Source organism: Mesorhizobium sp. BE184 (genome assembly GCF_031457045.1).
Taxonomy (GTDB): domain Bacteria; phylum Pseudomonadota; class Alphaproteobacteria; order Rhizobiales; family Rhizobiaceae; genus Mesorhizobium.
Window position 1 is genome coordinate 132,452 of sequence record NZ_JAVDVU010000001.1, and the last position, 14,339, is coordinate 146,790.

Sequence of the window (14,339 nt, forward strand, 5' to 3'; positions counted from 1 at the left end):
CCCGGATTTCTACAGCGCGCCTTTGATAACGGGTATGACGTTCGCCGACGAGCGCGTCAACTCGTCGCCGCGCCGATCAACAGCGCCGTGGCGTCATAGAAGCGGTTGCGCCGCCGCCATTGAACCAAAGTCTGAGACTTACGCGGCTTTGCGGTTGTCGTGTCCGCCGCCGGCCAGAACCAGCATGAGTACGAGCAGGAAGAACATCCAGGCATCGCGCCACTCGATCGGGAAGTAGCCCGCCCAGAGCGATTCGGCGATGCCGTAAGCGGCCGCGCCGGCTGCCGCGCGCGTTGGCGATAGGAAACCGCCGACCGCTGTCACGAAGAGGATTTTCAGCCCGTAGATGAGGCCCGCGCCAAACCCGATATTGCCGTAGTAAAGCGCCGCCAGCACGCCGGCCAGCCCGGCGCAAAGGCCGCCGCCCATCACGGCCGTGCGAAAGACGGCGCGCACGTCCACGCCGCAAAGCGCCGCGGCAGCCGGATCGTCGGAAACGGCGCGCCATGAACGGCCGAAGCGTGAGCGTGAAAGATAGAGGCCGCAAAGCCCGATTGCCGCGACGCCGACCGCGCAATTCGCCAACTGGATGACGGTAAGCGTGACCTTGAAGCCGGCGCCTTCGGCAAACACGACGGGGCCTGCGAACATCGGCGGCAGCCATAGATCGCGCGTGTCGGCGGCGATGCGCCCCATTTCCATCAGCGCCAGCAATACGCCCAGCGTCGCCGCGACGATCGTGTTCGGCGAACTCTTGGCCAGCGGTTCGAGGACGACGCCGGACAGGAACCGGCTCGCCAGCGCCGCATAGGCGAACGCGATGGCGATGGCCAGGACGATGCTCGCCGGCAGCGTCAGCCAGAGCGTCTGGTAACCATACACGGCCGCCAGGATCATCGTCTGCCCGCAGAAGGCGAAGAGCCCGCCATAAGCGAGGTTGGTGCGGTGCAGGATGCCGTTGGTCAGCGCATAGCCGAAGGCGAGCAGGGCGTAGAGCATACCCGAATGCAGCCCGTTCAGAAGCTGTTGGAAAAAGTAGAGCATGGGTCGTCCAACGGCGCCGGTGCGTCGGGGTCAGGCCAGAGTGCACACCAAATTATAACTTGTCAAAGCTATTTTGCAGGTTAGATTATGCCATGCCTGTTTCGTGGACATCCCATCGCTTCAGCGGCGGCGCATTGGCGCTGGATGCCGCCAATACCGTCGTCCTGCGTGGCGATCCGGACAAGACGTTCGACCGTTTCGCCGAGCCGGAGGAGATCGCACGCTTTGCCGAAGCGGCCTCCATATTCCGCTCGGAGGAACTGGGTGGCCGGCGGGTCGAGGCGGCGTCGCCGCGCCGGATCGCGCCGGTCGTGCTTGCCATCCGCGAGGCCACCGACCGACTGTTTCGCGAAGCTGTTGCGGAAGATGTCATCCAGTCTGCTGCGCTGGCGACTCTTTTGCGGACATGTGCCGAAGGTCTTGGCGGCATCCCGTTCGCCGCAACTCCAGAGCGTCCCTTCGGCGATGCGGCAACGCCGCTCGCCTTTGAGGCGGCGCTTGCGGTATCGGCGCTGTCCCTGCTCGAACCGGGCCGGCTGTCGCGGCTGCGCATCTGCCCCAACTGCGGCTGGCTGTTCATCGACCGCAGCCGCAACGCCAGCCGCCAATGGTGCGACATGGCCGTCTGCGGCAACCGACGCAAGGCCAGCCGCCACTATCGCCGGCGTATGGCGGCGAATGGCGATGCGTCGGGCGTTGTAACCAGGAAGGACCGCTGACATGTCGAGGCTGATTTCAGGCTCCGCGCTTGCGGCATTGATTCTCTCGGCGGGCTTGCTGCTCGGCGGCTGCCGGGATTCAGGCGACGGCGATTTCTTCGCCGTTTCGGGGCGGCTGTTCGAATTCAACTACAGGCTGGGCATCGCCACCTATGTCGTCACGCTGAAGCCCTTGCGCCCGATGGCCAGCGATCAAACCGCCGTCGTCGATTTCGAGAACCCGGCCGGCGGCCCGCCCCTGGTCGTGTCCCAGAAGATATGGCCCAAGCTTCAGCATCAGACACTGACCAGCCCGCCGCTCACCTGCGTCGTCAAGGACAAGCCCTATGCGGTATCAATTCGCATCGAGGACGCCAAAGGAACGGTGTTGCAAACCCTGAAAACCACGCTTGTTTCCGACCAGGACCAGACCATCCTGCCCGACAAGCCGCTGGTCACCGGGCCGATCTACGAGCTGAACCCGGAAATGGCGGGCCATGGCGATGGCAAGCTGCCGGGTGCGCCCAAACCGAATTGTCCTGTCGGCTGAAATTCGCCCGCCGGACCGGGCTTGGACGCGCCTGAGCCGGTCGCCGGGTAACCCCAATCCCCGATTTTATTTGACCTGCCTGTGCCGGGGATAAAGACTGCGGTATCAGAACCTGACGTTGGCCGGAATGTTTTGGCCTCCGCAGAGGAAATACCGCATGACCTTGCACGACGTCGCGCTGGACGACAAATTCGACCTCGCGAAGGACCGCGTTTTCCTGTCCGGCGCGCAGGCCGTCATCCGTATGCTGCTGATGCAGCGCGAGCGCGACCGCAGGGCAGGGCTGAACACCGCCGGTTTCGTTTCCGGATATCGGGGGTCGCCGCTTGGCGGCCTCGATCTGCAGCTTTGGAAAGCAAAGCAGCAGCTTGCCGGCGCCGACATCGTCTTCCAGCCGGGCCTCAACGAGGAACTGGCCGCCACCGCCTGCTGGGGTTCGCAGCAGTCGGAACTGCTTGGCGAAGGCAAGTATGACGGCGTGTTTTCCGTCTGGTACGGCAAGGGTCCGGGCGTCGATCGCTCCGGCGACGTCTTCCGTCACGCCAATCTGGCCGGGTCCTCGAAGCATGGCGGCGTGCTGGCGCTGATGGGCGACGACCACATGGCCGAATCCTCCACCAACGCGCACGCCACCGAATATCATTTCGTCGATGTGATGATCCCGGTGCTCAATCCGGCCGGCGTCCAGGAGATCATGGACTACGGCCTGTACGGCTTCGCCATGTCGCGGTTCGCCGGCACCTGGGCCGCCATCAAATGCGTCAAGGACAATATCGAATCGACGGCTTCCGTCGATGCCTCCCTCGACCGGCTGAACATCGTCCTGCCGAAATTCGATATGCCGCCCGGCGGCCTCAACATCCGCAACGAACTCGACATGCTCGGCCAGGAGGAACGGCTTTATGAGGGCAAGCGCGCCGCCGTCTCCGCCTTCATCCGCGCCAACGGCATAAACCGCATCGTCTATTCCGGCGGGCGAGCGCCGAAGCTCGGCATCATCACGGTCGGCAAAAGCTATCTCGACGTGCGTCAGGCGCTGGAGGACATCGGCATCGACGAAGCGGCCGCGAACCGCATCGGGGTCAGGCTGTTCAAGGTCGGCTGCCCGTGGCCGCTCGATTTCGAGCATGTGGCGGATTTCGCCCGCGGCCTCGACACGATCATTGTCGTCGAGGAAAAGCGCTCGCTGATCGAGGTGCAGCTGCGCGAGAATCTTTACGGCACCGCGATCCAGCCTGTCATCCTCGGCAAGAAGGACGAGCGCGGCGACTGGCTGTTCCCGGCCAAGGGATCGCTCGACCCGAACGACATCGCCATCGCGCTCGGCGAGCGCATCCTGAGAACCATCGGCCATTCTGAAGAGGTGGCGGCGCGCGTCGCCAAGCTGCGGCAGTTCCAGGCGATGCTTGCCGATACGGCCGACATCGGTTCGCGCACGCCCTTCTTCTGCTCCGGCTGTCCGCACAACACCTCCACCAAAGTGCCAGAAGGCTCGCTGGCCGCCGCCGGCATCGGCTGCCATTTCATGGCGTTGTGGATGGACCGTCAGACGGTCGGCTTCACCGCCATGGGCGGGGAGGGCGCGCAATGGATCGGCCAGGCGCCGTTCTCGACGCGCCAGCACCTGTTCCAGAACCTGGGTGACGGCACCTACAACCACTCCGGCGTGCTGGCGATGCGCTTCGCGCTCGCCGCCGGCACCAACATCACCTACAAGATACTCTACAACGACGCTGTCGCCATGACCGGCGGCCAGCCGCATGAAGGCGGCCTGACGGTCGACATGATCGCCAACCAGGTCCGGGCGGAAGGTGTCGAGCGCATCGCCGTCGTCACTGATGAGCCGGACAAATATGCCGGCAAGATTACGTTTCCGCCGCGCACCACGATCCACCATCGCGACGACATGGACCGCGTTCAGCGGGAATTGCGGGAGGTCAAGGGCGTATCCGTGCTGCTCTACGACCAGACCTGCGCCGCCGAGAAGCGCCGCCGCCGCAAGCGCGGCACGTTTCCCGATCCGGACAAGCGCGTTTTCATCAATGAGCTCGTCTGCGAAGGCTGCGGCGATTGTGGCGTCAAGTCCAACTGCGTGTCGATCCAGCCGGTGGAAACCGAGTTCGGACGCAAGCGGCGTATCGACCAGTCGTCCTGCAACAAGGACTTTTCCTGCCAGGACGGCTTCTGCCCCTCCTTCGTGACGGTTCACGGCGCGAAAATCCGCAAGGCGAGCGGGGTCGGCGGCACAGGCGATCCTCTGCAGGGTGTGCCGGATCCCCAGGCGTTCCGGCTGGGCAATGACGGCTGGGCGGCGATCATCGATGGCGTCGGCGGCACCGGCGTCGTCACCGTCGGCGCCATCCTCGGCATGGCCGCTCATCTGGAAGGCAAGGGCTGCGGCATGATCGACATGGCGGGCCTGGCGCAGAAGGGCGGTTCGGTCTTCACCCATGTCCGCATCGCGAAGACGCCGGAAGACATCCACGCCATCCGCGTTTCGGCCGGCAAGGCCGATCTTGTCCTCGGCTGCGACCTCGTCGTGTCGGGCGCCAAGAAAGTGCTGGCCTCGGTGCGCGAGGGCCACACCCTGTTTCTCGCCAACACGGCAGAGATCATGCCCGGCGACTTCACCCGCTCGGCCGATTTCTCGCTGCCGATCGAACGGCTCAAAAAGGCCATCCGCGCCGCGGCGGGTGATGAGCGGGCGCATTTCTTCGATGCGACCCGCGCCGCCAGCACGCTGTTCGGCAATTCGCTGGGCGCCAACATGTTCATGCTCGGTTTCGCCTGCCAGCACGGCGGCCTGCCGCTGTCGGCTGAGGCGGTCGAAAAGGCGATCGAGCTGAACGGCGAAGCTGTGGCCATGAACATCGCCGCCTTCCGCTGGGGCCGCCGCGCCGCGCATGAGCCAAAATTCGTGCGCGGTCTGGTCGAAAGAACCGCTGTCGCGGAGACGCCTGTCGCCCGCACGCTGGACGAGATCGTCGCGCGCCGCGTCGCCTTTCTCACCGCCTACCAGAATGCCGCCTATGCCCGCCGCTATGCGGACCGGATCGCAGCACTGCGTGCCGCCGAGGAGCGGGCGCAGCCGGGTTCGACCGCACTCGCCGAAGCCGCCGCCCGCAATCTTTTCAAGCTGATGGCCATCAAGGACGAGTACGAGGTGGCGCGGCTCTATACCGACGGGTCCTTCCACGCCGAACTGGCCAAGCAGTTTGAAAATTACGACCGGCTGGAATTTCATCTCGCCCCACCCGTCCTTGGAAGGCGGGATGCGGATGGCCGGCCGCGCAAGTCGAGCTTCGGCCCCTGGATGATGAAGGGTTTCCGCCTGCTGTCGGCGCTTCGGCGTCTGCGCGGAACGGCGTTCGACCCGTTCGGCTATATGGCGGAGCGTCGGCGCGAGCGCGATCTTTTGCGGCAATACGAAACCGATCTTGAAACGATTGCCGTTTCTCTTTCGGCGCAGCGCATCCCGGCGGCGGTCGCGCTGGCCTCGGTTCCTGCCCTGGTCCGCGGCTATGGCTACGTCCGCGAAGAAAGCTTGGCGAAGGCCGCCGGCGAGCGGACACGGCTTCTGGAAAGATGGTCGAGCGGCCGGCTTGCGACCGAGCTTCAGGCCGCCGAATGACGGACCACGCATCGGTCTGACGGCAATTTGACCCGGATAATGCAGCCAAACTCCGTTTGAAACCTGCCATGTGCCTGTTTCTAAGCCTTTCTTAAGGCCGATGTGACATGAAAACACATCGCTTTGGGCCTCGGGAATGGGCAGAACAAAGACCGAAAGTATCCCTGCGGATGTTTACATCCAGTTTGTGCGGTCGTTGTTCGACAACGCCCACATGCTGCTTATTGGCGCGCTCTGTCACGCAGTCATCAGCCTCATGGTCTATTGGCGCAACGGCGAAGCCATATTTCTGGTGCTTGCCTGCGCATTGATGTCCGTTGGCGTCTGGCGCTATTTCGGCCTGCTCAAATTCCACCGTTCGCAAGCCGAGATGCAAAGCGAGGAAGATGCGAAGGAATGGGAGCGCGAGTATATTTTCAAGGGCAGCATACAGGCCCTGATGCTGGGCTTCTTCTGCTTCGCCTCCATCTACATCTACCCCGACACCTATGCCGAAGTCGGCGCAGTTTCGGTGACCATGGGTTCGCTGGTCACTGTGGTTGCCCGCAACTACGGCTCGCCGCGCATGGTGTCGATCTTCGCGGTGGCCCTGGTCGGACCGATCGCCGCCGCGCTGATCCTGCGGCTGGACATGCCCCACATCGTGCTCGGCCTGCTGATCGTGCCATTCATGTTCGTGCTGAAGGGCAGTGCAGACCACGTCCGCAACGTGCTGTTTTCGGCCGTGGTGGGCCACAAGCAGGCGCGGCAGATCGCGCTCCGCTTCGACCGGGCGCTCAATACCATGTCGCATGGCCTCGTCATGCTCGGCCCCGATGGCAAGGTGGTGGTGTCCAATGCCGAGGCGGCGCATCTGATGTCGCTGAAATCACCCGACGCCTTGCTCGGCCGCTCCATGCATTCGCTGCTGATGCGCGGCGTCGCCGGCGGCATGCTTGCTCCGAAGGATTGCCAGTATGTCGAGGCGCAGCTGACGCGGGCGCTGCATGAAGGCCGCAACCGCAAGGTCCTGGTCGGCTTCACCAATGGCCAGCATTATGAATTCTCCGCCCGCGAGGGCAGCCAGGAACTTGGCGTCATAACCTTCGAGGATGTGACCGCTCGCGTCGAAGCTGAAAACCGCATCCGCTTCATGGCCCGTTATGACAGTTTGACCGGCCTGCCCAACCGCGCCTATTTCCACGAACTCGTCGGCGACGCCATGGCCGGCGGAAACCGCGAGCGCATGTGCGCCGTCGCCGTCATCGACCTTGACGATTTCAAGAGCATCAACGACACGCTCGGGCACCCGGTCGGCGACGGGCTGATCTATGCCGTGGCCGAGAAGCTGGCTGCCTTCGCCACACCGCAGCTCAATGTCAGCCGCTTCGGCGGCGATGAATTCATGCTCTTCTTCGATGATATCGAGGACGAAAGCCATCTCGCCAGCCAGCTGGAAGCCATTTTCACCGCCATGCAGGGCGAAGTCGACGTGGCCGGCCATGCGCTTCGCATCCAGGCCAGCGCCGGCGCGGTGCTGGCGCAGGTCGACAGCACCGACGTCGACGAGATGATCGTCAAGGCCGACCTCGCCCTCTACAAGGCCAAGGAGCTTGGCAAGAACGGCTGGCGCCTGTTCGAGGCGGCCATGGACGCGGCCTTCCGCACCCGTCAGCTGATGAAGGCGGATCTGCGCAGCGCCGTCGAGGCCAAGGGATTGCGCGTGGTCTATCAGCCGATCGTCGCCATGGACACGATGCGTATCGCAAGCTGCGAGGCGCTCTGCCGCTGGGACCATCCCGATCTTGGCGCCATTTCGCCGGCGGTCTTTATCCCGCTTGCCGAGGAGATGGGCATCATTGCCGAAATCAGCACTTTCGTGCTGGAAGCGGCCTGCGCCGAATGCGCCAAATGGCCGGAGGAAACGGGCGTTTCCGTCAACCTTTCGGCCAATGATTTCCGCAACCGCAACGTCGTGCAGAAGGTCCGCGACGCGCTGGCCAAATCCGGTCTTTCTCCGCAGCGGCTGGAGGTTGAAGTCACCGAGACGGCTCTGCTCGACGACAAGTCGCTGACCCGCGAACTGATCGAGGAAATCCGCTCGCTCGGCGTCAGCATCGCACTCGACGATTTCGGCACCGGCTATTCCAGCCTCAGCTATCTGCACAAGCTTCCCCTCGACAAGATCAAGATCGACCGAAGCTTCCTGATGGACGTCACCGGCAGCCCCCGTTCGCTCGAACTCTTGAAGGGCATCGTCAACCTGTCGCGGCCGCTGGGGCTGCGGGTGACCATCGAGGGCGTCGAAACCTTCGAACAGCTTAAGATCCTCTCCAGCGAGGTAAAACCCGATCTCGTTCAGGGCTTCCTGTTCGGCGCTCCGCTCAGCGCATCGGGCATAAAGACCATGTCCAGCATGACCTGGCCCTTCACCCGTGACCTGAAATCACAGACGAAACGCGCTTGAAGCTGACAAACATCTGAAAAGGGTGTAAGTAGCCGTCTGTTGTTTACTTTTGGTTAACCTTAACGTTAGGTAAACGCGGCCCAGCCATTTTTTATGTTCTTACCCATCCGGCGGTGGGTTATGTAATTCATGGCGGCGGTTACGGGGTTTTTAGATGGTAAATCAGCGTATGGGTTCGGCGTCCGCAGAAGAAGATTCGCGGATGTCTTCAGAAGTTTCGTCATTTGCGCGCGGCGTGCTTGAAGCATTGGATCGGGTCGAATATCGGCTCTGTGACCGCGGCGATGATCTGGAGGCGATCTATCGTCTTCGCTACAATTCTTATGTCCACGCAGGCATGGTGAAGCCAGATGCTTCCCGCATGGTGCATGACAAGTTCGACGATCTGCCCAATTCCTTCAGGTTCGGCGTCTTTGTCGACGGCAGCCTGGCGAGCACAATTCGCATTCATTTCGCCTCGCGCAAAAATCCGATATCGCCCAGCACGGACGTCTTTCCCGATATCCTGGGCGACCGCGTCGCCAATGGTGAGACCTTCGTCGATCCGAGCCGCTTCGCCGCCGATGCCGAATGGTCAGGCAGCCTGCGCGCTCTGCCTTACATAACGCTGCGGCTGGCGGTGGTGGCGTGCAACCATTTCGATGCGACGTCCTGCCTGACGGCCATCAAGGAAGAACATGCGTCGTTCTATCACCGCATCTTCCGCTCCTCGATGATCGCGCCGCCGCGCACCTATCCCGGATTGACCGTGCCGGTGCATCTCTACGAGTCCCGGTGCTCGGAAAACATGCAGGTCACGCTCGACCGGTTCCCGTTCTTCAACTCGACCAGGTTCGAGCAGCGTTTGATGTTCGGCAGGGCCTCGATTGGAGAACTCGCGCCCCTCACTATCCTGCCGACCGCCAAGTATTATCGCGACGCGGCCTGAGCGCTCGCCAGCCGCCGAGCCGTCGTCACATGTCCTCGCCTATCCGGAAGCTCCATCGCGATGGAGCTTTTCGGCGCTTTCGCCGTTGTTGCGACGGCAAGGTATTTCTGTTGCCGCGCCTTTGATCTCGAACGGCCCGGCCGCCCGCCGGCCCGGCCAGCATGAAGGAAGACAATCGTGACCATTTCCGCCCTGACCCTCACGCCGCTCATTTCCCTGATCGCCGGCGTACTCATTCTCGTCATGCCGAGGCTCCTCAACTACATCGTCGCCATCTACCTCATCGTTGTCGGCCTGCTTGGGCTATTCCCCAATCTGGGAGGCTAGAACTGGGGGTCCGGCGAGAAAGAGGTTCCCGCCGGACCATCGACGGCTTGCCCCCAGCCGCCTAAATTCTGATGGCAAAGCGCAGCATCGACGGCTGTGTGCTGCGGCAATACCGCCATTGCCCTCGGCGTCGCTTTTCGCTATGTGCGCTAGAGCGATTTCTGGAGGGTATTCCATGGCTGATCATCCGCCGGCCGGTCCTGTCGAATTGGGCGCCGACATGGACTATGCCGAACACGACCGCACCTATTCGGGTTTCCTGAAGCTGGCCAAATATGGCTCGCTGGTCATAATCGCGCTGCTGGCCGCGATGGCGTTCGGCTTCTTCACCTCCGCAGGGTTCTTTTCGGCGACGGTCCTGTTCGTCATCCTTTGCGCGGTGGGTGGTTTTATTCTGCGATAGCATACCTGCACTTGCAAAACGGGTGACGCCGCACGAGCGGACGGTCGCCTGCGCAAACAGGGCTGAGCCGGAGGAGGTTGGCGGTGGGGCAGACGGTTTTCATCCCGCGTGAGATCGATGCGAACGAGAGTCGCGTCGCGGCCTCGCCCGATACGGTCAAACGTCTGATCGCGCTGGGCTTCGACGTGGTCGTCGAAAGCGGCGCGGGCACGGCTTCGCGCATCGTTGACGACGAGTTCGCCAGGGCCGGCGCCTCCATCGGCAAGGCTTCCGATGCCGCCAGGGCCAATGTGGTCCTGAAAGTCCGCCGTCCGACGGATGCCGAACTCAAAGTTTACAAGCCGGGCACGGCGGTCATCGCCGCCATGGACCCTTATGGCAACGAGGCGGCGGTGGCCGCGATGGCAAAGGCGGGCGTCACCGCGTTCGCCATGGAGTTCATGCCGCGCATCACCCGCGCCCAGGTGATGGACATCCTGTCGTCGCAGGCCAATCTCGCCGGTTATCAGGCCGTCATCGACGGCGCCGCCGAATATGACCGGGCGCTGCCGATGATGATGACTGCTGCCGGCACCGTTCCGGCGGCGAAGATCTTCATCATGGGCGTCGGCGTCGCCGGCCTGCAGGCCATCGCCACGGCGCGCCGCCTTGGCGCTGTGGTCACCGCGACGGACGTTCGTCCGGCGGTGAAGGAGCAGGTGCAGTCGCTCGGCGCGAAATTCCTCGCCGTCGAGGACGAGGAATTCAAGGCGGCCGAGACAGCCGGCGGCTACGCCAAGGAAATGTCGAAGGAATACCAGGCCAAGCAGGCCGCGCTGACGGCCGAGCACATCGCCAAGCAGGACATCGTCGTCACCACGGCGCTGATCCCCGGCCGCCCGGCGCCGAAACTCGTGTCGGCTGCCATGGTTGCCTCGATGAAGCCCGGCTCGGTGATCGTCGATCTGGCCGTCGAGCGCGGCGGCAATGTCGAAGGCGCTCAGGCCGGCAAGGTTGTCACCACCGCCAACGGCGTCAAGATCGTCGGACATTTGAACGTGCCGGGCCGGGTCGCGGCGAGCGCCTCGCTGCTCTACGCCCGGAACCTCTATGCGTTCCTCGAGACGATGTTCGACAAGGACTCCAGGCAGCTCGCCATCAGCCGCGACGATGAGCTCGTGGAAGCGACCATGCTGACAGATGGCGGCAAGGTCGTGCATCCGAACTTCGCCAGGGCGAAGGAAGAACCACGCATCGAGCCCGCCGCGATTCCGGCCAGGACGATGGTCGCCGATGCATCGCCGAAAGCGTCCGCGCCGAAGAAAGTCGCCTCGAAGAAACCCGCCGCAGCCAAGCCGAAGAAGCCCGGACCTGAGGGAGTTGCATGATGGAAACGCTGCAGAGAGCTCTCGACCAACTCGACCAGGCGACTGCCGCCGTGCGGCTCGCGGTTCAGGACCTTGCCGCTCCCGGCGCCGATGCCGCGGGCGCCGCCGCGCACGCTCTGTCGGGCGGCGCCATCGACCCCTTCGTCTTCCGCTTCGCCATCTTCGTGCTGTCGATCTTCGTCGGCTACTACGTCGTCTGGTCGGTGACACCGGCGCTGCACACGCCGCTGATGGCCGTCACCAACGCGATCTCCTCTGTCATCGTCGTCGGCGCGCTTCTGGCGGTCGGCGTCTCGGCGGCGGGTGCTGCCACCGGCTTCGGCTTCATCGCCTTGATGCTGGTTTCGGTCAACATCTTCGGCGGATTCCTCGTCACCCAGCGCATGCTGGCCATGTACAAGAAGAAAGAGAAGTGAGCGCAAAGCCATGAATGCCAACTTCGCTTCCTTCCTCTATCTGGTCTCCGGCATCCTGTTCATCCTGGCGCTGCGTGGCCTGTCGCACCCGACCACCAGCCGTCAGGGCAATCTCTACGGCATGATCGGCATGGGCATCGCCATCGCCACGACGCTGGCGCTGGCCTTGCCTTCGCCCGGCGGCTTCGGCCTGATCGTGCTCGGCCTCGCCATAGGCGGCTCGGTCGGCGCCTACACTGCGCGCCGCATCGCCATGACCTCGATGCCGCAGCTCGTGGCCGCCTTCCACTCGCTGGTTGGCCTTGCCGCCGTGATGGTGGCCGCCGCCGCGATGTATGCGCCGGAAAGCTTCGGCATCGGCACCGCCGGCGATATCCACTCGCAGGCGCTGGTGGAAATGAGCCTGGGCGTCGCCATCGGCGCCATCACCTTCACCGGTTCCGTCATCGCGTTCCTGAAGCTGGACGGCCGCATGTCGGGCAAGCCGATCATGATCGGCGGCCGCCATTTCATCAACATCGTGCTCGGCGTCGCGTTGGTCGTGCTCATCGCCATGCTCGTCGCCACCGAAGTGAAGCTGGTCTTCTGGCTGATCGTCCTCGTCTCGCTGGTGCTGGGCATCCTGCTCATCATCCCGATCGGCGGCGCCGACATGCCGGTGGTCGTGTCGATGCTGAACAGCTACTCCGGCTGGGCGGCGGCCGCACTCGGCTTCACGCTCGGCAATCTGGCGCTCATCATCACCGGCGCGCTGGTCGGTTCGTCAGGCGCGATCCTGTCCTACATCATGTGCAAGGGCATGAACCGCTCCTTCATCTCCGTCATTCTCGGCGGCTTCGGCGGCGAGACTGCGGCGGCCGGCGCCGACGACGGCATCGAACGCACCGTCAAGCAGGGCTCGGCCGACGACGCCGCCTATCTGATGATGAACGCGCAAAAGGTCATCATCGTGCCCGGTTACGGCATGGCCGTCGCCCAGGCGCAGCACGCGCTGCGCGAACTGGCCGACAAGCTCAAGGCCAACGGCGTCGAGGTCAAATACGCCATCCACCCGGTGGCCGGCCGCATGCCCGGCCACATGAACGTGCTGCTGGCCGAAGCCAACGTTCCCTATGACGAAGTGTTCGAGCTGGAGGATATCAACTCCGAGTTCGCGCAAGCCGATGTCGCCTATGTCATCGGCGCCAACGACGTCACCAACCCGTCGGCGCGCGACGACAAGTCGTCGCCCATCTTCGGCATGCCGATCCTCGACGTCGACAAGGCCCGCACCTGCCTGTTCGTCAAGCGCTCGCTCGGCTCAGGCTACGCCGGCATCGACAACACGCTGTTCTACAAGGACGGCACCATGATGCTGCTCGGCGACGCCAAGAAAATGACCGAGGAAATCGTCAAGGCGATGGATCACTGATCCTTCGGCAATCGGATACGAAAAAAGCCCGGCGCAGGCCGGGCTTTTTTGTTTGGATCGGACAAACCCTCCGACGGTTGGTCAGCGCACCTGAAGGGCGACAGCGTCATCCTCGCCGCGCTGGCTGCCGGCCAATGCGGCGGCGGCAGCGGCTATGAAAGCGCCGATCAGCAGCGAAAGCGCGCCGAACAGGGCGAAGCTCGCACCGGCCTTGCGGGCGGTTTCGGCAGCCTCGATGGCCTTCGCCTTCGCTTCCTCGGCCCGTGCCAGCATGGCGTCGACGCGGGCCGTTGCGTCGGCTTCGGAGATGCCCGTCCGGGCGGCGACCAACTGGGCCAGATAGGTCTTGTCTTCCGGAGCCATCTCGCCCGCGGCAGCGCTTTCAGCAAGAATGCGCGTCGCCTGGGCAGCCGCCGCGGCATCGCCTTCAGCGCCCGGAGCCGAAAGCCGGGCGGCATCGGCCGGCCGGAACAGCGAATCCACGAAATAGGATGTGGCGCTGCTTACGGTCGGATTGTCAGCCGCCGCCGTTGCGCCGGTCGTCGCCGCGGCCGTTGCGCCGGAGGCTACCGTTGCCGCCGCCTGCACACCGCTGCCGACAATGGAGGACACAGCCGAAGTCAGCAGCCCTGCCACCAGAAGCGTCGCGACTGCCCATGCAAGGAAGCCGTGCGCCGTGTCGCGGAAATACACTTCGTCGGTATGAACGTTGACCCATTTGGTCCGCAGCCGCCCGGCCAGATAGCCGCCGACGCCGGCCGAGAGCCATTGCACGATGATCAGCCAGATCGCCGTCGAAACAGCGAAGGTCGTCAGCCCAGCGCCATCGCCCGACCATGGCGATGCCATGCTGAGGCCCAGACCCGAGCCCAGCAGCATGAGGATGAGCGTCAGCGTCGATGCCGCAAAAGCGCCGGCAAGGACCGCTCCCCAGCTGATGGCGGAATGGGAAGATTCCTGTGGCACCGCGGAAACGGTGCCAACTGATGAAACGGTCGATGTCATGCTGTCCTCCTAACGCCAGAACAGCAGGATCAGAATGATGATCGGAATCGGAATGCCGAGAAACCAGAGTAAAATACCGCGACCCATGAAAACCTCCTCTGGGCAATTGTGAG

12 protein-coding genes are annotated in these 14,339 nt (G+C 63.6%); 10 read left to right on the top strand and 2 right to left on the bottom strand.

The window, feature by feature from the left end; translation table 11 throughout:
- Positions 1-138 precede the first annotated feature (138 nt).
- Positions 139-1,044 carry a branched-chain amino acid ABC transporter permease gene (locus J2X35_RS00610; protein ID WP_310180296.1) on the bottom strand — a complete coding sequence of 302 codons (906 nt, stop codon included), beginning with the start codon at positions 1,042-1,044 and terminating at the stop codon, positions 139-141.
- Positions 1,045-1,136: 92 nt separating this feature from the next.
- Between J2X35_RS00610 and J2X35_RS00615 the strand changes: the two genes are divergently transcribed.
- The 10 genes from J2X35_RS00615 (at position 1,137) to J2X35_RS00660 (ending at position 13,221) form a co-directional block, all read left to right on the top strand.
- Positions 1,137-1,763 (top strand): CGNR zinc finger domain-containing protein, encoded by a 627-nt coding sequence (locus J2X35_RS00615; protein WP_056107269.1) that lies wholly within the window; start codon positions 1,137-1,139, stop codon positions 1,761-1,763.
- Between the two features lies 1 nt (position 1,764).
- Positions 1,765-2,292 carry a hypothetical protein gene (locus J2X35_RS00620; protein WP_310180299.1) on the top strand — a complete coding sequence of 176 codons (528 nt, stop codon included), beginning with the start codon at positions 1,765-1,767 and terminating at the stop codon, positions 2,290-2,292.
- 157 nt (positions 2,293-2,449) lie between these two features.
- Positions 2,450-5,923 carry an indolepyruvate ferredoxin oxidoreductase family protein gene (locus J2X35_RS00625; RefSeq protein ID WP_310180302.1) on the top strand — a complete coding sequence of 1,158 codons (3,474 nt, stop codon included), beginning with the start codon at positions 2,450-2,452 and terminating at the stop codon, positions 5,921-5,923.
- Between the two features lie 136 nt (positions 5,924-6,059).
- Complete coding sequence (locus J2X35_RS00630; protein WP_310180304.1) at positions 6,060-8,369, top strand: EAL domain-containing protein; 2,310 nt, start codon at positions 6,060-6,062, stop codon at positions 8,367-8,369.
- 202 nt (positions 8,370-8,571) lie between these two features.
- Positions 8,572-9,297, top strand: coding sequence for an N-acyl amino acid synthase FeeM domain-containing protein (locus J2X35_RS00635; RefSeq protein ID WP_244478697.1), 726 nt, complete (start codon positions 8,572-8,574; stop codon positions 9,295-9,297).
- Between the two features lie 177 nt (positions 9,298-9,474).
- Positions 9,475-9,624 carry a DUF3096 domain-containing protein gene (locus tag J2X35_RS00640; protein WP_082542360.1) on the top strand — a complete coding sequence of 50 codons (150 nt, stop codon included), beginning with the start codon at positions 9,475-9,477 and terminating at the stop codon, positions 9,622-9,624.
- Positions 9,625-9,799: 175 nt separating this feature from the next.
- Positions 9,800-10,027: an aa3-type cytochrome c oxidase subunit IV gene (locus J2X35_RS00645; protein ID WP_056107285.1), complete on the top strand. Its 228-nt coding sequence runs from the start codon at positions 9,800-9,802 to the stop codon at positions 10,025-10,027.
- Between the two features lie 83 nt (positions 10,028-10,110).
- On the top strand, positions 10,111-11,394 hold the full coding sequence (locus tag J2X35_RS00650) for a Re/Si-specific NAD(P)(+) transhydrogenase subunit alpha (RefSeq protein ID WP_310180310.1): 1,284 nt from the start codon (positions 10,111-10,113) through the stop codon (positions 11,392-11,394).
- Positions 11,391-11,810, top strand: a complete 420-nt coding sequence (locus tag J2X35_RS00655) for a proton-translocating transhydrogenase family protein (RefSeq protein WP_056107291.1) — start codon at positions 11,391-11,393, stop codon at positions 11,808-11,810. The genes J2X35_RS00650 and J2X35_RS00655 overlap by 4 nt, the downstream gene beginning before the upstream one ends.
- 10 nt (positions 11,811-11,820) lie before the next feature.
- The gene (locus J2X35_RS00660; protein ID WP_056107294.1) at positions 11,821-13,221 is read left to right on the top strand and encodes an NAD(P)(+) transhydrogenase (Re/Si-specific) subunit beta; all 1,401 of its coding nucleotides are present in this window, start codon (positions 11,821-11,823) and stop codon (positions 13,219-13,221) included.
- 81 nt (positions 13,222-13,302) lie between these two features.
- Here the strand turns inward: J2X35_RS00660 and J2X35_RS00665 are convergent, their stop codons facing one another.
- A complete protein-coding gene (locus J2X35_RS00665; RefSeq protein WP_310180315.1) occupies positions 13,303-14,226 on the bottom strand; it encodes a hypothetical protein in 924 nt (307 codons plus the stop codon).
- Between the last annotated feature and the right edge of the window lie 113 nt (positions 14,227-14,339).

Coding starts and splice junctions, on each gene's coding strand:
- J2X35_RS00610 (WP_310180296.1), bottom strand. CDS start 1,044: ATGCTCTACTTTTTCCAACAGCTTCTGAACGGGCTGCATTCGGGTATG.
- J2X35_RS00615 (WP_056107269.1), top strand. CDS start 1,137: ATGCCTGTTTCGTGGACATCCCATCGCTTCAGCGGCGGCGCATTGGCG.
- J2X35_RS00620 (WP_310180299.1), top strand. CDS start 1,765: ATGTCGAGGCTGATTTCAGGCTCCGCGCTTGCGGCATTGATTCTCTCG.
- J2X35_RS00625 (WP_310180302.1), top strand. CDS start 2,450: ATGACCTTGCACGACGTCGCGCTGGACGACAAATTCGACCTCGCGAAG.
- J2X35_RS00630 (WP_310180304.1), top strand. CDS start 6,060: ATGGGCAGAACAAAGACCGAAAGTATCCCTGCGGATGTTTACATCCAG.
- J2X35_RS00635 (WP_244478697.1), top strand. CDS start 8,572: ATGTCTTCAGAAGTTTCGTCATTTGCGCGCGGCGTGCTTGAAGCATTG.
- J2X35_RS00645 (WP_056107285.1), top strand. CDS start 9,800: ATGGCTGATCATCCGCCGGCCGGTCCTGTCGAATTGGGCGCCGACATG.
- J2X35_RS00655 (WP_056107291.1), top strand. CDS start 11,391: ATGATGGAAACGCTGCAGAGAGCTCTCGACCAACTCGACCAGGCGACT.
- J2X35_RS00660 (WP_056107294.1), top strand. CDS start 11,821: ATGAATGCCAACTTCGCTTCCTTCCTCTATCTGGTCTCCGGCATCCTG.
- J2X35_RS00665 (WP_310180315.1), bottom strand. CDS start 14,226: ATGACATCGACCGTTTCATCAGTTGGCACCGTTTCCGCGGTGCCACAG.